Origin of the sequence: Pannus brasiliensis CCIBt3594 (assembly GCF_036688125.1) — a bacterium.
Classification (GTDB): domain Bacteria; phylum Cyanobacteriota; class Cyanobacteriia; order Cyanobacteriales; family Microcystaceae; genus Pannus; species Pannus brasiliensis.
In genome coordinates, this window is sequence record NZ_JBAFSM010000014.1 from 76,877 (window position 1) to 96,204 (window position 19,328).

17 protein-coding genes and 1 pseudogene are annotated in these 19,328 nt (G+C 51.5%); 7 read left to right on the forward strand and 11 right to left on the reverse strand.

What is annotated here, in order from left to right:
• Positions 1-2: 2 nt before the first annotated feature.
• Together V0288_RS09275 and V0288_RS09280 are read right to left on the reverse strand one after the other, a co-directional pair.
• Positions 3-566: a Uma2 family endonuclease gene (locus V0288_RS09275; protein WP_332864800.1), complete on the reverse strand. Its 564-nt coding sequence runs from the start codon at positions 564-566 to the stop codon at positions 3-5.
• Between the two features lie 216 nt (positions 567-782).
• A complete protein-coding gene (locus V0288_RS09280) occupies positions 783-953 on the reverse strand; it encodes a hypothetical protein (RefSeq protein ID WP_332864801.1) in 171 nt (56 codons plus the stop codon).
• Positions 954-1,375: 422 nt separating this feature from the next.
• Here V0288_RS09280 and V0288_RS09285 point away from each other — a divergent pair, with 422 nt between their 5' ends.
• On the forward strand, positions 1,376-1,996 hold the full coding sequence (locus V0288_RS09285) for a 4Fe-4S single cluster domain-containing protein (RefSeq protein WP_422661942.1): 621 nt from the start codon (positions 1,376-1,378) through the stop codon (positions 1,994-1,996).
• A gap of 104 nt (positions 1,997-2,100) precedes the next feature.
• Here V0288_RS09285 and V0288_RS09290 read toward each other — a convergent pair whose 3' ends face one another.
• Positions 2,101-2,817, reverse strand: coding sequence for a hypothetical protein (locus tag V0288_RS09290; protein ID WP_332864803.1), 717 nt, complete (start codon positions 2,815-2,817; stop codon positions 2,101-2,103).
• A 70-nt stretch (positions 2,818-2,887) separates the two neighbouring features.
• Between V0288_RS09290 and V0288_RS09295 the strand changes: the two genes are divergently transcribed.
• Positions 2,888-3,355, forward strand: coding sequence for a protein tyrosine phosphatase family protein (locus V0288_RS09295; protein WP_332864804.1), 468 nt, complete (start codon positions 2,888-2,890; stop codon positions 3,353-3,355).
• Here the strand turns inward: V0288_RS09295 and V0288_RS09300 are convergent.
• The 3 genes from V0288_RS09300 to V0288_RS09310 all read right to left on the reverse strand — a co-directional run bounded on the left by V0288_RS09300 (position 3,341) and on the right by V0288_RS09310 (position 5,952).
• Positions 3,341-3,814, reverse strand: coding sequence for a cupin domain-containing protein (locus V0288_RS09300; protein ID WP_332864805.1), 474 nt, complete (start codon positions 3,812-3,814; stop codon positions 3,341-3,343). The genes V0288_RS09295 and V0288_RS09300 overlap by 15 nt on opposite strands.
• 117 nt (positions 3,815-3,931) lie before the next feature.
• The gene (locus tag V0288_RS09305; RefSeq protein ID WP_332864806.1) at positions 3,932-4,396 is read right to left on the reverse strand and encodes a hypothetical protein; all 465 of its coding nucleotides are present in this window, start codon (positions 4,394-4,396) and stop codon (positions 3,932-3,934) included.
• A 1,181-nt stretch (positions 4,397-5,577) separates the two neighbouring features.
• Positions 5,578-5,952 (reverse strand): transposase, encoded by a 375-nt coding sequence (locus V0288_RS09310; RefSeq protein WP_332864807.1) that lies wholly within the window; start codon positions 5,950-5,952, stop codon positions 5,578-5,580.
• A gap of 201 nt (positions 5,953-6,153) precedes the next feature.
• On the opposite strand from V0288_RS09310, the gene V0288_RS09315 reads away from it, so the two are divergent.
• Positions 6,154-6,420, forward strand: a complete 267-nt coding sequence (locus V0288_RS09315; protein WP_332864808.1) for a beta/gamma crystallin-related protein — start codon at positions 6,154-6,156, stop codon at positions 6,418-6,420.
• A 30-nt stretch (positions 6,421-6,450) separates the two neighbouring features.
• Complete coding sequence (locus tag V0288_RS09320; protein WP_332864809.1) at positions 6,451-6,732, forward strand: DUF2188 domain-containing protein; 282 nt, start codon at positions 6,451-6,453, stop codon at positions 6,730-6,732.
• Here V0288_RS09320 and V0288_RS09325 read toward each other — a convergent pair whose 3' ends face one another.
• From V0288_RS09325 to V0288_RS09345, 5 genes are all read right to left on the reverse strand, one after another.
• Positions 6,733-8,298, reverse strand: coding sequence for a cation:proton antiporter (locus V0288_RS09325; protein ID WP_332864810.1), 1,566 nt, complete (start codon positions 8,296-8,298; stop codon positions 6,733-6,735).
• A 411-nt stretch (positions 8,299-8,709) separates the two neighbouring features.
• On the reverse strand, positions 8,710-12,021 hold the full coding sequence (locus tag V0288_RS09330; RefSeq protein WP_332864811.1) for an efflux RND transporter permease subunit: 3,312 nt from the start codon (positions 12,019-12,021) through the stop codon (positions 8,710-8,712).
• A gap of 4 nt (positions 12,022-12,025) precedes the next feature.
• Positions 12,026-13,231 carry a CemA protein gene (locus tag V0288_RS09335; RefSeq protein WP_332864812.1) on the reverse strand — a complete coding sequence of 402 codons (1,206 nt, stop codon included), beginning with the start codon at positions 13,229-13,231 and terminating at the stop codon, positions 12,026-12,028.
• A 568-nt stretch (positions 13,232-13,799) separates the two neighbouring features.
• Complete coding sequence (gene hemL / locus V0288_RS09340; protein ID WP_332864813.1) at positions 13,800-15,101, reverse strand: glutamate-1-semialdehyde 2,1-aminomutase; 1,302 nt, start codon at positions 15,099-15,101, stop codon at positions 13,800-13,802.
• Between the two features lie 350 nt (positions 15,102-15,451).
• Positions 15,452-16,318, reverse strand: coding sequence for a reverse transcriptase-like protein (locus tag V0288_RS09345; protein WP_332864814.1), 867 nt, complete (start codon positions 16,316-16,318; stop codon positions 15,452-15,454).
• 523 nt (positions 16,319-16,841) lie between these two features.
• Between V0288_RS09345 and V0288_RS09350 the strand changes: the two genes are divergently transcribed.
• The 3 genes and pseudogenes from V0288_RS09350 to V0288_RS25105 all read left to right on the forward strand — a co-directional run.
• Complete coding sequence (locus tag V0288_RS09350) at positions 16,842-17,510, forward strand: choice-of-anchor E domain-containing protein (protein ID WP_332864815.1); 669 nt, start codon at positions 16,842-16,844, stop codon at positions 17,508-17,510.
• 692 nt (positions 17,511-18,202) lie between these two features.
• Entirely contained in the window at positions 18,203-18,886 is a 684-nt protein-coding gene (locus V0288_RS09355) for a choice-of-anchor E domain-containing protein (protein ID WP_332864816.1), read from the forward strand.
• A gap of 233 nt (positions 18,887-19,119) precedes the next feature.
• A pseudogene (locus tag V0288_RS25105) lies at positions 19,120-19,302 on the forward strand (Uma2 family endonuclease); the annotation flags it as partial.
• Positions 19,303-19,328: the final 26 nt, after the last annotated feature.

The following is a 19,328-nucleotide window of genomic DNA, read 5'->3' on the forward strand; positions in this document are numbered from 1 at the left end:
TTTTAATCTTTTAGCCAGCCGAACAGTTGCCCGACGGTGAGAGAGAAGGCTTCGGCGAAGTCGGGAACGGGAAGACGATCGCTTTTCTCTTCTAACAGGCCGATCGTTCGATTTCCAGAATACACGAATACGAGTTCTTCTTCCAGGTCGATAAGCCAGCCCATTTTCGTACCGTGTTCGAGACTGTAGAGAATATTCCGCACGACTTTGGTTTGATTCTGATCCGGGGAGATTATTTCGACGATCCAATCGGGAGCGATGGAGAATACATTTAAAACCTTACCGTTTTCATCGCGGGGAATCCGTTCCCACCGGAAAACGGAGACATCGGGGACGATCGATCGATTTCCGAAAGTACATCTTAGCTCGGGATAGGCGCGGGCGACGCGTTGGGGTTTGAGAACTGTATTGATAGCCGGGACGAGATCGCCTTGAATGGTGCTATGTTTTCCTTGCGGCATGGGTTTCTGGATGATTTGACCGTCGATGAATTCGCTCGCGGGTTCGGTTTCCGGGAGTTGTAGGAATTCTTCGAGGGTGAGCGGTTTCGGAATAGCTTGAACCATAGAGTACGGGGGATTCTAGTGAAAACTATTGTTTTGTCATCGGATAAAGAATCGATAAAAATGTCGGTATCGTAAATGTATTTCCTTTCTAACACTCCCGGCGGACAGATTTTAGATGAGTCAGTAAAGCAAATTTTTTATCTTTGAGAATGCCTTTAGCTCCCGCCACTTTTTGATGATTTTGTTGTCCGAGAGCGGACGATGGTTCGGGAGGATTTAGCGATCGATCTTCTCTTCCGGTGATTCAGGTATCCCGCGTTCGTTCTCGGGTGATCGATCGAGCAAACGTTCATAAACTTCTTCCCACAGTTTACCCCATTGTTTTAAATCGATGACCACGGCGTTTTTTTCGCCTGTATCATCGACAATAAATTGAATGCCTTTCATGATTCGATATCTTTTCAGTTTAGCCTTATTATATCGCTCGATCGAGGGGCGATCGGGTTTCGATCGGTCACGAGCGCTAGAATTCGGGTAGCGGACGAAAAGAACGATCGGACAAACCCTCGATCGAATTATCCCGTTAAATAACGACCGTTCGATCCGGAGTAGCATCGAGTGGTTTAGCGACAGTGTGACCGATTATCCCATCCGCATCGGGAGAAGAATAAAATCCGGGTGAACTTCCTCGATCGAACCCTATTTTCTAGTAATCTTGTCGGTATCGTGGAATTTCCTATCGATCGAGAATTGAATTTTACCCGACGCGGACGGGAAGGTTAACGATTCGTTTCGAGGTCGATCGATCGTCGCGATCCCTCTCTAGCATGGAAGGTACAGCGATCGAACCGTTTCAGGAGTGTAGCGCGATGAGTAAAACCCTCACCATCCCCCCGGAACTAGCCCTCATTCCCCCCGGACATCTCAATCTGATGGGCTATCTGGACGAATCCGAAGTCAACGGGCCCGGTTGTCGCGCGGTGGTTTGGGTGCAGGGGTGTTCCCGCGAGTGCCGCGGCTGTTTTAACGAGGCTTCCTGGTCCTTCGAGATTAACCAACTCGCCAAAATCGAGGAAATCGCCGAAAAAATCCTCGCCAATCCCCGAAATACCGGCGTTACCTTCTCCGGGGGCGAACCTTTCTGGCAAGCGATCGCCTTGACAGAATTAGCGAAATATGTTAAAGAACGCGAGTTGAGCGTCATGTCGTTTACCGGGTTCACCCTGGAACAGTTGCGTTCCCGAAATTCGCCCCCCGGCGCCCGAGAATTGCTAGAACAGTTGGATATTCTCGTCGATGGCGCTTACGTGGACTCTCTCGCCATCCATAGCCCCGATTCTCTCGTTTCCTCCAGCAATCAACGGGTTCACGTTTTTAACCCCGAATTCGCCGATCGACTGAATTGGGCGAGCGATCGAGCGGAAATCCACATTCTCAAGGACGGGACGCGCGTTTTCACCGGATTCTGGGGGCAGATGATTTCAGAGTAGGCGGGAGGCAGGAGCGAAGGATTTGACGAATCTGGATAATGCCGATCGAGACAATCTACCTATCAATCGGGAATTTAATGCCTATAAAAACGGATTCTTGCCTTTTATCGCTTCTGACTTCTGAATACCGGCTCCTGTACGGGCGAGTTCCCAAAATCGCCCCTACTCGCTCTCTCGATCGCCCGCGCCATCTCCGCGCCACAGACATCCGAAAAATACAGCGCGAAATTCAAACCGCTCATTAATTTGGGAATTCCCTCGCTCAGACTGGCGATCTCGCCATTTCCCAATCGGGCCGAATCGACGGCGATCGCCACGACCAACAGGGCGAGCGCCAGCAGTAAAATCGGGTAGGAAGTCCGTCGAATCCGCGGTAAGAAACAGATCCCGTAGACGATCGGGACAATCGCGAAAAACCCGATCGTGGTAGTTTTCGGAATTCCTAGGGAAAGAAGGATAATATGACCGCGATAAAGCTCGTTAATGGCAAAAATTCCCGTTACTATCGCCGAAGCGAGCAGGAATCCTTCGTTTTTGAGCCGTTTTTTTAAGCGAAACGATAGATAGAGCGTGAACAGACAGACGATCGGGGGAACACAACAGAGCAGTTGAAAGGTGTGCGTGAATAAACCGACGATCGGGTAAAAAGGGGTCGCGGGGGGAAAAAATAATAAACTAGCGGGTAATCGGGAACGATAGACGAGATATATAGCCCCGATCGTCAGAAATAAAGCGATCGAGTTCACCGTGAGCCAGTTTTTCGCCGGCGGGTATATTCTAGGTCGATTTTTCACGCGGGGATAGCTCTCGATCGCTTTCATCACCTTTCACCACAGAAACAGAAAATCCTGTTATACCGGGGAAAGGTGAAAAAAGGGTAGGGGAATCGGCATGGGCGAATCTAGTTTACAGGAGATCCGGAATTACTATCCGGTCGGCGATCGACTGGCGACTTCCGGACAACCGACGCGGGAACAATTCCAGTTTATCGCCGAATCCGGTTACGAGGTGGTGATCGATCTCGCACCACCGACCTCTTCCAACGCTCTAACCGACGAGGGAGAAATTGTCGCGAGAGAGGGGATGATCTACTTTAACCTACCCGTCTCTTGGGACAATCCCACCCTGGACGATCTGAAGTTTTTCTTCGCCTTGATGAACGCGGTCAAGGAACGGAAAGTCTGGATACACTGCGCGATGAATATGCGGGTTTCCTGCTTTTTATACCTGTATCGTAAATATATCGGCAAACTACCGGAAGAGGAAGCGAGTTATCCCCTACGCGAGATCTGGCAACCGGACGGGGTTTGGTTAGATTTCATCCGATCGGCGGAAGAACATTTTCTAGGGAGCGAGTAAAATCGCTTTCGGCTTGTCCGTGTCGAATAGAGAGGCGCCGAGAAGAATCACGGGAAAATCGGTCGCGTTTTCCCCGTAATGCACCATTCCCGCGGGTTCCGTCAGGGAATCGCCCGGATTTAGCAGAATCGTTTTTCCCTCTTCGATCGCTTCTTCCGGACCGTTCGATCGCTTGACAAACGCCTTTCCTTTCACCACCGTATAGGTTAGCGTACCGCTCTCCACTCTCTCGATCTGCATTCCGGGATGAATATGTGCCGGCAGTTTCGCGCGCGGGGGAATGGTATAGCGTACCAATTCCAGAATCTTTCCGGTCGCGTCACCCGGTAATCCACTCGCCAACACCTCGCGCGTGACCGATCGCCGGTAATCGTCCGGTTTCTGGATTTCCCGCGCGATCGCGAGAGTGCCGATCCAAGATAAACCGACTAGGGGGAGAAAAAAAAGGATTCGTTTCATATAGATCAGAGGAAGCTTTTAGCGATCGGCGATCGGCTTTCAAAGCGCGAGTTTTTCAGCCTTAGCTACTATGGAAAGAATGGAAAGAGAGATCTAGCCGACCGCTGAAAGCTAGATTTATAAATACTCGAGCGAGAGAATCCGGCCCGCGCCGTAACCCTCCCAAGTATAAGCGACGACCAATACTCCCACCACTCCGGGCGCGCCGTAAAAACCGAGATCTCCCCCCTGTTGGAAATACTCTCTCGCTTTCTTCATGTCGGCCTCGTCTTTGAAACAGAGGGCGATCTGTTTCCACGCCGTTCCCGAGCGCCCGCGTTCGGCCGGATAATAGTAGGTCTGGTTAGAATTCTCCACGTCGCAAAGCACGTCATGCGCTTCGGTCAGTCGCGCGACCTCTTCGGCTATTGTAGCGTTCTGTTGCATGGCCGTCGCCAGCGAGTGATCGGCTCGGGACGGTTTCGTCATCGTGCCGAGACCCAAACCGAGAGCGAGACTAAAAAGGACGATCCGGTTAGCGATTTTCATGGGGAAATGTCCGAAATAAATTCGGCGTTGCTGAATCAAGAGATAAATAGACATCTCCATAATACGATCTAAAGCTTACAGCCTTTTTCAATTAGGTGAGGTCCGGATATCCGGATTTGAGGCGGGAAACGGGCGGGAATGTACTTCATTTTTTCGAGAAAGGCGGTATGACCGTTGATTCACAAAAGTTTATAGAGAAACAAAATCGCTTGTACAAATTGTCCTATACTTACCGGGGGAAGCGTTTCGATTCTTCGACGCGCTATTTTCCCTCTCTGTCAACGCGCGGGTCTTAAAAGTATCTGGCAAGATCCGCGTTAACTTTTGTAAGGTTTTTTGTAACGTGGCGATCGGTTTTGTTTCGTTTTAGGGAGAGTCGGGTGATTTCCCCGATCGCTTCCGGCAAGCTAGAGATAGGTTCCATTCTTCTCCCGAGATATGGAGATCATTTAGGAAATGGCTAAAGCAAGCCGTAAGTTTGCTTTAGTCGCGCGAGCGCTTAACCGACCGAACCTGTCGTTTACCTGCTATCAGGTGGCGACCTCGGTTTTATAACAGCTATTGAATTTGTGAGCGAGCATGAATAAAGTACCTGTCGATAATTTAAAACTATCCGGCTTAGTTTTCGCAATTATTCTTCCTTTACTAACGTTCGCTCCAGAAGCAAAAGCTCAGTGGGTAAGCGTCGGTAGGAGTATTGAAGGACAGCCTTTCTGGGTTAGCCGTAATTTCTGGTATCTTAGGAATTCGCCGAATGCTCGGATATTCTACTCGAAAACTCCATTGTCAACACAACCTAGAGGTAGTTTGACAGCGGTAAATTGTAACAACATGGCTTACACGTTTGATGTTATCGATGTTAATGGAGATGGAAAATTTTTTCGAGTGTCTCGCGATGAGTATTCTTGGACGATTCCTTCCAGCGATTCGATCGGTGCCGCTATGGTCGAGTATGTATGTGAATACTAATCTTGCCACTCTCGCGTGACTCTAGGGAACGGACAGACAGAAATGGCAGGGGAAAACGGATTCTAATAGCCAATTTATCAATCGATTAAGTTGGGTATATAGAAAAGAAAATTACTGAATTGGTCGAGGGGTCAAGAAAATATAGACCCAAGCTTTTAAGCGATTCAAATAATCGAAAGGCTCGAAAAAGTAGGATGCTTATCGAGAATTACTACGATCGCATAAGGCTTGGATGCTGGTTAGTCTTCGATTAGATCACCGATTCACTATTTTAAGTTTCGCGATGTCCCGATTCCCTGTCCATTTATCTCTTGATTCGGCAACACCACGTTAGCTAGGCTAGGTTCTTCGTCTCTGCCCTCACTACGTCTGACCAGTTTGACCAAATGAGCGTTGATTTTTTTCCAGAGACCTGTTCTGACCCATCGACGGTAGTAATCGTATATCGTTGACCACGATGGTAGATCGTGGGGTATGGCTCGCCACTTGATTCCGTTATCGACCCGATAGAAAATCGTGTTGAGAATTTCCTGGATATTTACGGTATGCGGACGACCGGCTCCTTGATGGTCGGGAATAAAGGGTTTAAGGATTTTCCACTCATCATCGGTCAGATCGGATGGATAAGGCTTTCTTTCCATTGGCTTGTACTCTCCTTGTCTCCGTTTCTTGCTTACAATCTTTTTTTCGCTCCTGTCTACTTTTTTTACATTAATTTACGAACGCTCTCTTAAGCATTATCGCTATGACCGCCCGAATTGCGAAAGTTGGCACAATGGCAACAATCTTAAGTCCACTATTGGGAAAATCTGTCTTAGCGATAAATTGCTAAGGTGAGAAACATGAACGAAGTTATTCTTTTTGAACACGCGAACTTTCATGGGGCGCATAAACACGTCTTCGGGCGCGAACCCAATCTCAACGCTGAAGACGACAATTTCTTCAACGATCGGGTTTCTTCTATCGTTGTCATTAGTGGAAATTGGGCTTTCTATAGACATGCTGGTTTTGATGGACAGTATGCCCGAATTCTTGGCCCGGGAACTTACCCATTCGTGGAAGATGTGGATATTCAGAATGATGATATATCCTCTTTGCAACCCGTGTAATCTTTACTTTTCCCGTTATCTTTCGAGTTGATGGTTCGATCAATTTTCCCCGCTCTCGAAGTCATATTCTCCCGTCAGCCTTTGTCATTAAGCTTGACTTATTGGAAATCGAAGAGAGGGGGAAACCCTGATACCGTCGTCATTTCCCGACTTAACGGGAAAAGTAAGACCCCCGAAGCGCGCGAGAAAGCGATCGAGATCGCCAACGCGTTACTAGAGGAAGGGTACGAGGAGGGAAGGGCGATCGCCATCGCCACGGCACAGGCGGAAAAATGGGCGGAAAATCGCGACAAACCGATTAAAAACGCGTAACTATATTTCTTCGGGTACCTCGATCGCCTCGATTAAAACGGGGGCGAGATTTTCACTCAGGCGGCCCGATCGAATTAACTCCGCGTAGGTATCGGCCTCGATATCGATTAAAGTTTCCTGAAATTGCTCCGTGACCATTTCTTTCAACCGCGGGTATTCCTGGAGGATCGTTCGGATCTGTTCCCCGATCGATTGTAATTGTCCCTCGACGAGCGTTCTCTTATAGCGGTGGAATTCGGGATCGATATCGGGAAAGCGATCGGGTTGTTGGAGATAGTTCGCCACCCGTGTCAACGCGATCTGACGGGCGATCAACGCGGAATACTCGGCGCGAACGGGTTGATCGCCGATCAGGTTCAGAACTTTCAAAAGCCACTGTATCGATAATCCCTGTACTAATAGCGTGAACAACACCACCCCGAAAACCACGTCGATAATTTCCTGTCGGTAGGGGATAGCGTTCGGAACGCTGAGGGCTAGGGCGATCGAGACCGAACCCCGTAATCCTCCCCACCAGAGAACCGTTCTTTCCGAAGCGGTGATGATTTTGCCCGTGAGCGCGTTGCCGATCGCTCCCAGTCCGAAAATCGACACCAGACGGGAAATCACGACCGCGGAGATCGCGATCGCGATGGCGAAGGAATGCGCTCCCAGACTATCGAAACGCGTCTGATCGCCGATCAGTAAAAAGATGATCGAGTTGACAAAAAACGCGATAAACTCCCAGAATTCCGTCACGATCAAACGGGTGCGGGGATTCATGCCGATACGCGAACCGAGATTGCCGAGGATAATACCGACGATCACCACACCGATCACCCCCGATCCCCCTAACTGTTCGGTGACGAGATAGGTTCCGTAGGCGGAAACTAGGGTAAGGGACTGTTCGACGAAAGGTAGATCGAAGCGCTGGGTGAGATAGGAAATCCCGAAACCGATCACGCAACCGATCCCCACCCCGATCCCGACGAACGAACAGAAACGCGCCACCGTCACCGGAACCGAGAAAGTATCCGTCCCTAGGGGGATGCCAACTAAAATCACGAACGCTACCACCGCCACGCCATCGTTAAAGAGACTTTCCCCCTCCATGAGGATCGTCAGTTTGCGACTCGCGCCGAGTTCTTTAAACAGGGCGATCACCGATACCGGATCGGTCGCGGCCAGCGCGGCGCCTAACAGGAGGGCGATCGAGAAAGGCGCGCCAGCGAAGAGATGCAGGGGATAGGCAACGCCGAGAACGGAGATAATCACGCCGATAATCGCGAATAGGGCGATCGGTAGCCAGTTCTGTTTTAATTCGCGCCACGGAATATTCCACGCCGCCTCGAACAGCAGGGGAGGTAGGAAAATTTCCAGGATTAATTCCGGGGAAAGATCGATCAGACGGACATCCACGAACGCTAACCCCAAACCGACAATCACCAACAACAGGGTATAGGGGATCTTCCGGAAGAGGGCGATCGTTCTCGATAGGGTAGCGACACTCAAGGAAATGCTTAACACGAGGAGAAACTGCTCTAGGTTCCGAGCGATCGCCTCGTTAGCGGTAGATTCTAAACTCATAGTCGGGAGATGGGGAAGTTTTTCGGGAAAAGGGGAAGAAGGAAGGGCAAAAGGGAAAAGACCACTTTGAATCTATTTTTTGAATCTATTTAACGTCAGTTCGGGATAAGCCAGAATCGAGATCTTCTCATTCGAGTCATCCCGAAATCTTGTCAACTCGCAGTGATGTCGCGCGTGGCCTTGTGCAGGGGGTCCGGGGGAGGCACCCCTCCACCGGTGGGGGGTTCGGGGGGCTAGTCCCCCGAATAAGACTCGGCTTCTCACCGAAAAATCGTCAAATTCTTATCCCGAACTGACGTTTATTTACCTCGATCGCGAACCGTTGACCCTCGGAGGCGGAAGTTTGCTCCTCGGAGGCGGAACATTGACCCTATTCTCCTGCCTCCTGCCTCCTGCCTTCTGCCTCCCGCGTTACTCGTTCGGTGACTGCGGGGATATTTTCAGAGAGGGGATAGATTCCTCGACGGTCGGACTTTTTCCATCCTTCCCGTTCTCTACCGAAGGCGGTTTCGTTCCCGACGCGGGAGGGGTTCCTCCTTTGGGGGGTTTCGGTTTCGAGGTGAGGAACGCCGCCTCGAACTGTTTGATGATCACGTAGAGGACGGGAACGAGGAATAAACTTAAAACCGTGGAGAGTAGATAACCCCCGAGTAGGGCGGTTCCCAAAGACCAACGACTCATCGCCCCCGCACCGGACGCGATCACCAACGGCCAGAAACCGACTAACCCGGAAATCGCGGTCATCAAAATCGGTCGCAGACGTTCCGTGGAGGCGCGGATAGCGGCTTGGGGGATCGTCATCCCGAGGGTGCGGGATTGGTTGGCGAATTCCACGATCAGGATCGCGTTTTTCGCCGCCAAACCGATCAGCATCACCAGCGCCACCTGCGCGTACATATTATTATTGACCGCCGGGAAGACGCTACCGACTTGGAGAGTGTTCGCCCGTAACAATAACGCGCCCATCGCGCCGAGGATGGCGAGGGGAACGGTGATCATGATGATCGTCGGGTCGATATAACTCTCGTACTGCGCCGCGAGAACGAGGAAAACGATGACAAACGCCAGGCCGAAGATCACCGGTGCCGCTCCCCCGCTCGTTTGTTCCTGATACGCGGAACCCACCCAACCGTAGCCGAATCCGGGTTGTAGGACTTCCTGACAGACTTCCTCGATCGCCCGCATCGCCTGCCCGGTACTGAAGCCGGCCGCGGGGGAACCCTGCACTTTAATCGACGGGTAGAGATTAAAGTTGGTGACGATCGGCGGGTAGGTGGTTTCCTGAACGTTCACCAGTCCCGCGAGGGGAATACTCGCCCCGGTTCGGGAACGCACGTAAAAACGACTGATATCGCCCGGATTGCCCCGGAATTCCGGCCGCGCCTGCGCGAATACCCGGTAGAGACGACCATCGAGAACGAATTGATTGACGAAGGTAGAACCGAGATAGGTCTGTAGGGTGTTGAATACCGATCGCATATCCACGTTCTGCGCTTGCAGTTGGTCGCGGTTGACGGTGATCTCGGCGATCGGCGAGTCGAAGGTAAACTGGGTGAAAACTCCCGTGAGTTCGGGGCGTTTATTGGCCTCCGCGATCACTTTTTGGGTGTTCTCGATCAACGCGGTCATCGGCAGGGCGGCGCGGTTCTGGATATAGACCTCGAAACCGCCCGTCGCGCTCAAACCGTCCACCGGGGGCGCGTTCGCGGCGATCGCCCGCGCGTCGGGAACTCTCTGGCGTAAACCTTGGTTAATGCGTCGTAAGACCCCGAACGCGGAACTCGGTTCTCCGGGGCGCTCTCCCCAATCCTTGAACTTCACGAAAAACAGCCCCTGGTTACTGCCCGTCCCGGCGAAACCGAATCCCGCCATGCCGACGAAATGCTCGACTTCCTCGATCGGTTTCACCACTTCCTCGGAGATTTTTTTCACCACTTCATCGGTAATGCGGAGAGAGGAACCCGCTTTCGTCTGGACGATAATGAAGCCGTACCCCTGATCCTCCTCGGGAATGAATCCTTGAGGGGTGAACATATACAGCCAACCGGTGGCCACGAGAGCGGCGATAAAGATCGGTAAAACGAGAACGCGGACGCGGATCAATAATTCGATCGACCAGCGATAACCGCCCTTAACCATCTCGAAAAAGTCATTAAACCTGTCGAAAAACCATCCCAGCGGCCCCCGCGTCCGTTGCGGCGGTTTCATAATAATCGCCGACATACTCGGGGAAAAACTCAACGCGTTAAAGGTAGAGATAATAATCGAGGCCGCGATAATCACCGCGAACTGTCGGTACACGATCCCCGTCGTCCCCGGAAAGAAAGTAACGGGAATAAACACCGCCATCAACACCAGCGAACTGGCGATCACCGCGGAAGTCAACTCGTTCATCGCGTCCAGCGCGGCCTGCATCGGTCGCATCCCCTGCCGCAGTTTCTCCGATACCGCCTCCACGATCACGATCCCGTCATCCACCACCAACCCCGTCGCCAGAATCACCGCGAACAGCGAGAGGTTATTCAGGGAGTAGCCTAACGCCAACGCTACCGCCATCGTCCCGATCAGTGAAACGGGAATAGCGATCGCCGGGATGATCGTGGTACGCCAGTCTTGCAGGAAAATAAAAATCACCAGCACCACCAGGAGAATCGCCTCGATCAGCGTTCCGAAGGCTTCTTCCAGGGAGGCGGCGACAAACGCCGTATTATCGAGGGTGATCGTGGCTTTCAACCCCGGCGGGAAATCCCTTTCTAACTCCGCCATCTTATCCTTGATCAGCTTCGCCGTGTTCCACGCGTTCGTCCCCGGTAACTGATAGGTCGCGTAAACCACCGCGGGAGCGCCATCGAAATAGGCGGTCGAACTATAATCCTCCGCGCCGATTTCCGCCCGTCCCACGTCCCGCACCCGAATTAAACTACCGTTCTCGCCCACTTTCACGACGATATTTTCCGCCTCCGCCGCCGTGGTAAAACGACCGATCGCCCGTAACGCGATCTGGAACTTTTGATCCTCCGGACTGGGTTCGCCGCCGATCGTCCCGGCCCCGGTCTGCACGTTCTGCTCGTTGATCGCCCGCACGACTTCATCGGCCGTAACCCCCCGCGCGGTCAACGCGTTGGGATCGAGCCAGAAACGCATGGCGTACTGACGCTGACCGATAATCCGGGTACTCCCGACCCCCTCGATCCGTTTGATCTCCGGATCGATAATTCGATCGACGTAGTTACTCAGGAAAATCGGATCGTAGGGATAATTCCCGCTCGCGTCCTTCTCCGCGTACACCCCGTAAGCCAGCGTTACCGTCGGCGATTGTTTCGTGGTCGTGACCCCCTGACGGTTTACCTCTTCCGGCAAACTGGACGCGGCGGTACTGACCTGGTTCTGCACGAGTACCTGGGCGATGTTGCGATCCATTTCCACCGGGAAAGAAACGGTGATCGTGCTCGCCCCGGTGTTGGTACTCTGGGACTCGATATACACCACCTGTTCCGTACCGTTGATCTGTCGCTCCAGTACGTTGGTCACGTTATCCGTCACCGTTTTCGCGTCCGTCCCCAGATAGCTGGCGTTGACCGCCACCTGAATGAACGCCAACTGCGGCAGTTTTTCTAGGGGCAGAAAGGGAACGGAAATGAGTCCGATCAACACGATTAAAATCGAGCAGACGGTGGTTAGAACGGGTCTTTTGATAAAGGTATCGGCGATACTGAGGATCATAGGATTACTGGTTCATCTTTTCTAAAATAGTGGCGGCGGTGGGAGATTTGCGCGTGAGGTAGTTAAAAATTAATAATTTAAAGATAGTATCTAGGATAACGGGAACGGTAGCGACAAACAAGCCGATAAACGTCGCGCTCTCCCGCCAGCCGAAGTGACGCGATAGACTCTCGATGAGAACCGTCCAGCCTTCCGCGGAGTGAAAACCGACAAAGATATCGGTAAAGAGAATAAAAATGAATGCCTTGGTAATATCGTTCAAACTGAGAAAAACCCGACTGATATAGGTTCTCGCGATGGCGAACTGACGGCGACCCACGACTAAAATCAACGTGAAAGCGGCGAGACCGGAAAGATCCGAGAGAAAATTTTTCCATCCTTCCTGACTTTCGTAACCCGCCTCTTTAAATAAATCACGAACCTGTTCTCGAAAATGTTCCTCCGCTTTTTCCGGCGGTTCGGTCTCGACTCCCAAGACGTGCTTGACTTCCTGAATTTCCCGCAAGCGAGCGAATTGGGTTAGGAATTTCTCGCCCACTTCTTCCGTTACCCGCACTTCCGTGGGTTTCACTTTCGTATCGACCCCGAGATAATTTAAGAGGGGACTAAAGATCACGTTTTTCGCGAGGATTTGCACGAGTAGGGGAACCAGAATAACTATCACGAGAAAACGAATGGCGATCCGTTGTTGCTGTCGCAGGGCGCGCAGTTGTTGGATCACGGTCTGTTCGTACTCGGGGGTTAATTCTTGACGGAATTGAAAGAAATTCGGGGAGCGCGCGGGGACGGGACTCGGGTTCGGGGCTGACGGCGGGGGTGGGGGATTGTCCGATTCTTTCGGGGGAGCGGTTTCGACGATCGAATTCGGCAGGGGTAATAAGAATTCCTCGGGGTCCGATCGATATTTACCGATCACCTCCTCGATCGAGTGTAACGTTTCTAGAATATTTCCCTCGACCGGATCGCCGGGCCGGAAAAAATTCGCCAGACGCGCCTGACTTAAATCGAGACGGATCTGTAATAATTCCCGATCGAGCGTACCGCGGAAATACTCGTAAACACTCTTTCCCCCGGCGTGATCGGGCGAGATCTTCTGTCCTCCGAAGTGTTTTTCCTCGATCGCCCGGATCGTCATCGCTCTCCGGTACGCGTCCGATAAGGCGTTCAAAGCGCGCCGCTCGATCCATCCGTTCACACGCCCCCAATCCACGGCCACTTTCCTCGGTTATGGTAATCGCGAAAAAGTTACCCCTCATTTTACTAGACAAATCTGGAAAAGCTATCAAGTGCCGGCAATCTTCCCCTCCGACAAGCCGAAAACCCCGCGTTATGAGAACTCTCGCGGAATTCAAAATTTCTCGTGTAGGTAGGGAGTCAGGAGTCAGGAGTCAGAAGGAAGAATCCGGGATATTATCCTAAAAATTTCACTAAAAACCTATTTATGTCGTAAAATTCCATTTTTTGAGGTTTCGATCGCCTCAAAAACGAATCGCGCGAGAGGTCTATGTAGACCTCCGGCAAAAGTGAGAATCGCAAGTCAAAATCGACTCGAAACTTAGGTTTTCAAGGAAATTTTGCGAGAAATAAACTTTTTGTATCCCGATAAGCTCTTTATTTCTCCTTTCTCCTCCTGACTCCTGGCTCCTGGCTCCTGACTCCTGGCTCCTGTCCCGACGAGAGATTTTGGATTTTTGCCAGAGGTCTATTCTCGCGAGACCGAAAAAAAAAAAGAATGATGAAGGCTCGCCCCATCATTCCTTTTCTATCCTCGAAAAGTATTATAAGCCCGATAGTACCTCTCGCGCGGCCGCTAGGGTTCGATCGATCTCCGCGTCCGTGTGAGCTAGAGAGGTAAATCCCGCCTCGAACTGCGAGGGAGCGAGATAGATGCCTTTTTCCAACATACCTCGATGGAAACGGCTAAATTTAGCCAGATCCGACTTCTTCGCGTCCTCGTAGTTATGCACGGGGTCGCCGGTGAAAAACATCCCGAACATCCCGCTAATCGAACCGCCGTACACCGCGTGACCGGCCTCTCTCGCGATCTGCAAAAGTCCCTCGCTCAGTCGTTTGGTAATTTTATCGAGATACTCGTAACTACCGGGACGCTGGAGCAATTCCAGGGTTTTAATCCCCGCGGTCATCGCTAACGGGTTGCCCGACAGGGTTCCCGCCTGATACATCGGCCCGGCGGGAGCGACCATCGCCATAATATCGGCCCGACCGCCGTAAGCGCCCACCGGCAGACCGCCGCCGATCACTTTACCGAGAGTCGTCAGATCCGGGGTGATGCCGAATTTTTCCTGCGCTCCCCCGTAGGCGACGCGGAATCCGGTCATTACCTCGTCGAATACCAGTAAAGCGCCGTACTCGCGGGTTAATTCCCGTAATCCTTCCAGGAAACCCGCGTCGGGAACGATAAAGCCCGCGTTTCCGACTACCGGTTCGAGAATCACCCCGGCGATCGAGTCGGGATTCTCGATAAAGAGTTTTTTCACCGCCTCTAAATCGTTGTAGGGAGCGGTCAGGGTGTTATTGGTGGTGGTTTTGGGAACCCCCGGCGAGTCGGGTAAGCCCAGCGTCGCCACACCGGAACCCGCTTTCACGAGGAACATATCGGCGTGTCCGTGATAACAACCCTCGAATTTAATAATTTTTTCCCGTCCGGTGAAAGCCCGCATCAGTCGCAGGACGGACATACAGGCTTCCGTCCCCGAGTTGACGAAACGAACCATCTCGATACTGGGAACCGCGTCGATGACCATTTCGGCGAGGATATTTTCCTGCACGCAGGGCGCGCCGAAACTGGTTCCTTTTTCTAGGGCCTCGTGGAGGGCGGCGATCACTTCCGGGTGCGCGTGGCCGCAGATAGCCGGCCCCCACGTTCCCACGTAGTCGATATACTCGTTGCCGTCCACGTCCTGAATGTACGCGCCCTTGACCCGATCGAAGACGATCGGTTGTCCGCCCACGGATTTAAAAGCGCGCACCGGCGAACTCACGCCACCGGGCATTAGTTTCTGGGCGGCGGTAAAGATTTCTTTCGATTTATTGGTTTGATACGATGATGTGCTAACCAAGCCGTTCTCCTTTCTATTTCTCGTCGGTCCGAAACTGACGATCGCGATAATTCTGACGGTTTATCCCATCCCTCGATCATACAGCAGTTAGGAGAGGGCTTCGGCGATCGACAACCGAACCCCAAGACGGTAAGGCTCGTCGTCCCTTTGCCGACGATCGATCCCGTAGAATAAAGGTATTTCCAGCCCTAAGTTACAAATTTAAGGTTTTTTATGAAAAAAATAAAGCATTTAAGCTTTTTATAATCTATTTACTGCTCCACGTTCCTCCCAACTCCTGACTCCTGGCTCCTGACTCCTGACTCCTGTCCTAACTAGAGAGCTTTGTTTTTTGCAGGAGGCGATCGACCCTATCCCTCGGCGAGTTCGCGCAATATCTCCATCGCCTCGATCGCTTTGCCCGCGGGAACGAAGAGATGATCGTGGTAGTAAGCGGAAATTACATTCACCGCGATGCCTTTTTTCGCCAGTCTCGACGCGATAATCGCCAGAAATCCCACCGCCTCTAAATCCGAATGCACCGATAGAGTGATCTGTCGGAAGATCGCCGTGTATGGTAAGCTCGATCGATCCGCTTCCGCTCGGGGCAGAATGACCGCGATCCCTTCTTTTTCTCGGAACTGACCGATCGAGAGCGATCGCGCTCTCTCGAAGATTTCCCCCGAACCGGAACAGAAAACGAACTCTCCCGGCACTAAAACCGGTTGTAGGGTTTTCAACAGTTTCGCCAGTTTACTCTCCCCTTTAGAAACGGCCGGCTTTTCCGTTTTGCCTCCCGCGTCCATACAGGCATTGGCGGCCGCGTCGGCCAGATGATTGCGCGCTCGCTCGATCCACTCCAGTTCGACCTTCTCGAACTCGGTCAGTAATTTTTTAACCCGAGTTAATAGAGAGCGCAGATTCTCGCTCTTGAGTTTCCAGGTTCCCTTGACCTGATTGATAACTAATTGACTATCCCCGTGAATTTTTAGCTTTTTTACGCCCAATTCCCGCGCTTTCTCCAGTCCGATCAGTAATCCCGTGTACTCCGCCTCGTTATTGGTCGCTCTCGGTAAATATTGACTGACCGTTACATTTTGCCGATCCGTCAGTACCAATACAGCCGCTCCCGCCGCTATGCCGGGATTTCCCCGAGAGCCTCCGTCGAAATAAAGGGTCGCCACTCCGTATTTTCCCGGGGCGATCGAGGGGTCGGTAAAGCGATCGGGCTTGTTCATGAAACTCCTGATAGGTTAGATAGAGAGCGCGATAACCAGCAAAAGAAGACTTTTTTACGGAAAATCAAAGTTAGATAGCGGAATTACCCGCAAATTTTTTGTCTCACCTTTTCGGGGTAATCATTTCTCGGTTTCTCGAATGCGAGCCGGTAAACACGCTCGGGGGTGGAAAGGTTCCCCAACCAGTATAGAGATCGATCGGCGCGCGGTGTAGGGGAACGCCCGGCTTTTCCGTAATGCTCCAGACAGATTTCGGTCATTGTTTCTTGACATATCCGCCTATAGGTAGAGGACTGTCGCGAGGGGTGATCGGGCTGAAACCCTTATCGGGTCAATACTGGCGGGAGATCGATCGAAGGCGACCCCCGACTAGGTATGAAGTTTTTATGCGGGTTTTATCTAAACTTTACGGTTTATTGCTTGACTTTAACAGTTCTTCGCGGTTATAAATATGCTCAAGTTGTCTTCATTGACAAATTCGTTACTCTACTTCAAACCTACTTTTCTCCAAAACTGGATAACGATGAAAACTCTTTCTAACGTTTTAGCCACCGGTGCTGTCGCCGCCGCCCTCTCCTTCACCGGTATCGCTCAAGCCGCCACGATCTCCGGCGGTAGCTTTTCCTTCCCCCGACAGGTCACCGATATCGACCAGACGGGAAGCCTGAACAAGTTTGACACCGGGTTGGGGACTCTGACCCAGGTTTCCCTTACCGTCACCGGTGAATACCTTCAGTCCTTTACCGCGAACAACTCCTCCGCTCAAACCCAAAACGCCCGGGTTATCTCCGCTATCGACCTTATCTATTCCATCGTCGGCGGTCCCGCTCTTTCCAGCGACACGCTCACGTTCTCGGCGAATACCGGTTTCTTGAGCTACGCCCCGGGTGAAACAAAATCCTTCGGGCCTTTCGCGGCTAACGATTTTATTAACGTGACCTTCACTGCCCCCGCCGATCTAGCTTTCTTTAGCGGTCTGGGAACTTTTGATGTGAACTGTTTCTCCGCGAGCGGCACGACGATTACCGGGGGCGGTGGCAACATCAACACGACCCAAGATACCACCGCCGCTTGCGGGGCTTCTGTCGAGTACACCTACACCGCGGCCCCCGTCGGGACTCCGGAACCCACGATGGTTCTCGGTCTTCTCGCGGTTGGTGGCGCCGGCGCGTTCGCCCGTCGCAAAGGCTAATCTCGTTTTGTTTTAGAAAAACGAATTTTCAAAAGAACGCGTTAAGAATATACTAAGAATATGCTTAGCGCGTCTTTTGGTTAGTCCGCGTCGATACTATCCCGTAAATCGATCGATGTATCCCCGATCCAGACCGATTTCCTCTTCAATTAACGCTTTTCGGTAGTGGGATAAACTAGCTCCAAAATTATCGATCGATTTGCCCGTTAATAGACTTTTCGGGACAAAAAATTTCTCGTGTATGATAAGAATACAAGAGTCAGGATTCTAAGTCCCATGTTTGTAAATTTCGAGAGAAGTTCGATGGACTGTCTAGAATCTTAATCAATTACACGTTTCTCGGATAGAAGAGGTACGTTATCGCAGCTAGAATCCTTGAGCGGTAAGAGTTTATCCGTACTTTGCCTTTCCGGGAAACGCCGTTACCGAGTTTTTAGACCGTTAAAAATAAATCGAGCGAGAGGTCTAATAGGGTTCTGCCTAAATTCACGTGCGTTTTCGCATATCGATCGAATCCGTTTTCATAATTCACGCTTATTAACTACTGTTTAAATTCTGGAACACGGCCCTTCGATCAAATCATAGAGGAACCTTTATCTTTAACGATTCTTCATGGAAAAAATAGCCGCTTCCGTGATTCTACTGAACTCTCCCTTACAATAAACCTAACTGTTCTTGAAAATGGATTAACGATGAAAACTCTTTCTAACGTTCTCGCCTCTTCCGCCGTAGCGGTCGCCACTATCTATTTCGGCGGTGTCGCCCAGGCCGCCACGCTCTCCGGTGGCAGTTTTACCAAATCCCCACAAACCACCGAAATCAACCAAACGGGAAGTCTCGGCAAATTTGACCCCAATTTAGGGACTCTAACCTCGGTTGCCTTTAGCTTTACCGGCCAGTACCGGCAACAATTTACCGTCACCAACAGAGCGTCAACAACCCAAAACAACGTTCGAGTCATCACCAGTACCGATATTTTCGCTTCCCTTGTCGGCGGTCCCGCTCTATCTCCCAACTCGCTATCGTTTGCGGTCGATACCGGTCGCCAGACCTACACCGCGGGTCAAACGAGATCCTTCGGACCTTTCACGGATAGTAAGTCTTTCCTCACGACCTTTACTTCCCCCGCTACCCTAGCTTTCTTTACCGGTCTCGGAACTTTTGACGTTAACTGTATCTCCCTGAGTAGCACGACGATTAGCGGGGGTGGTGGCAACATCAACACGACCCAAAATACCACGGCGGCTTGCGGTGCCTCGATCGAGTACACCTATACCCCCGCTCCCACGCCACCGGTCGGTACTCCCGAACCCGGTACGGTTCTCGGCCTTCTCGCGGTTGCCGGTGTCGGCACTTTCGCCCGTCGCGAAGGCTAATCTCGTTTCGTTTTAGAAAAAGGAATCATCCCGAGAACGCGTTAAGCTTTGACTTGGCGCGCTTTTTTCGTCCGCGGGACGGACGCGATGGTCGTTAGGAGGCTTTTAGCTATCAGCTTGAAGTGGTTGATTTCTAGAAATACAGAATTTACTATCAACCGATAAATACCGGAAATTCTCGATAGCATCTAAAAAAATGGCTAATTTACGCTTGTTTCGAGAAAGATAAGAACAGTGCGGACGAAGATGATCGCTACAAACGTTCCGAATAGGCGGTCAGAAGTATACCCGAATACTGGATCGTCGAGCCGATCGAACTCAAAGTATCGATTTTAACCCTCGTCGCTGGCTTTTACGAGGTCGCGGAATTCCGGGGGGAAGAAATCCTTCTCTCCCCTTCTTTTCCAGATGTACAGGGAAAAGGGGAAAAGATTAAGAAAGC

What these genes read in the sequence shown, in the direction of transcription:
- V0288_RS09275 (WP_332864800.1), bottom strand. Translation starts at nt 566, where the DNA reads ATGGTTCAAGCTATTCCGAAACCGCTCACCCTCGAAGAATTCCTACAA.
- V0288_RS09280 (WP_332864801.1), bottom strand. Translation starts at nt 953, where the DNA reads ATGAAAGGCATTCAATTTATTGTCGATGATACAGGCGAAAAAAACGCC.
- V0288_RS09285 (WP_422661942.1), top strand. Translation starts at nt 1,376, where the DNA reads ATGAGTAAAACCCTCACCATCCCCCCGGAACTAGCCCTCATTCCCCCC.
- V0288_RS09290 (WP_332864803.1), bottom strand. Translation starts at nt 2,817, where the DNA reads ATGAAAGCGATCGAGAGCTATCCCCGCGTGAAAAATCGACCTAGAATA.
- V0288_RS09295 (WP_332864804.1), top strand. Translation starts at nt 2,888, where the DNA reads ATGGGCGAATCTAGTTTACAGGAGATCCGGAATTACTATCCGGTCGGC.
- V0288_RS09300 (WP_332864805.1), bottom strand. Translation starts at nt 3,814, where the DNA reads ATGAAACGAATCCTTTTTTTTCTCCCCCTAGTCGGTTTATCTTGGATC.
- V0288_RS09305 (WP_332864806.1), bottom strand. Translation starts at nt 4,396, where the DNA reads ATGTCTATTTATCTCTTGATTCAGCAACGCCGAATTTATTTCGGACAT.
- V0288_RS09310 (WP_332864807.1), bottom strand. Translation starts at nt 5,952, where the DNA reads ATGGAAAGAAAGCCTTATCCATCCGATCTGACCGATGATGAGTGGAAA.
- V0288_RS09315 (WP_332864808.1), top strand. Translation starts at nt 6,154, where the DNA reads ATGAACGAAGTTATTCTTTTTGAACACGCGAACTTTCATGGGGCGCAT.
- V0288_RS09320 (WP_332864809.1), top strand. Translation starts at nt 6,451, where the DNA reads ATGGTTCGATCAATTTTCCCCGCTCTCGAAGTCATATTCTCCCGTCAG.
- V0288_RS09325 (WP_332864810.1), bottom strand. Translation starts at nt 8,298, where the DNA reads ATGAGTTTAGAATCTACCGCTAACGAGGCGATCGCTCGGAACCTAGAG.
- V0288_RS09330 (WP_332864811.1), bottom strand. Translation starts at nt 12,021, where the DNA reads ATGATCCTCAGTATCGCCGATACCTTTATCAAAAGACCCGTTCTAACC.
- V0288_RS09345 (WP_332864814.1), bottom strand. Translation starts at nt 16,318, where the DNA reads ATGAACAAGCCCGATCGCTTTACCGACCCCTCGATCGCCCCGGGAAAA.
- V0288_RS09350 (WP_332864815.1), top strand. Translation starts at nt 16,842, where the DNA reads ATGAAAACTCTTTCTAACGTTTTAGCCACCGGTGCTGTCGCCGCCGCC.
- V0288_RS09355 (WP_332864816.1), top strand. Translation starts at nt 18,203, where the DNA reads ATGAAAACTCTTTCTAACGTTCTCGCCTCTTCCGCCGTAGCGGTCGCC.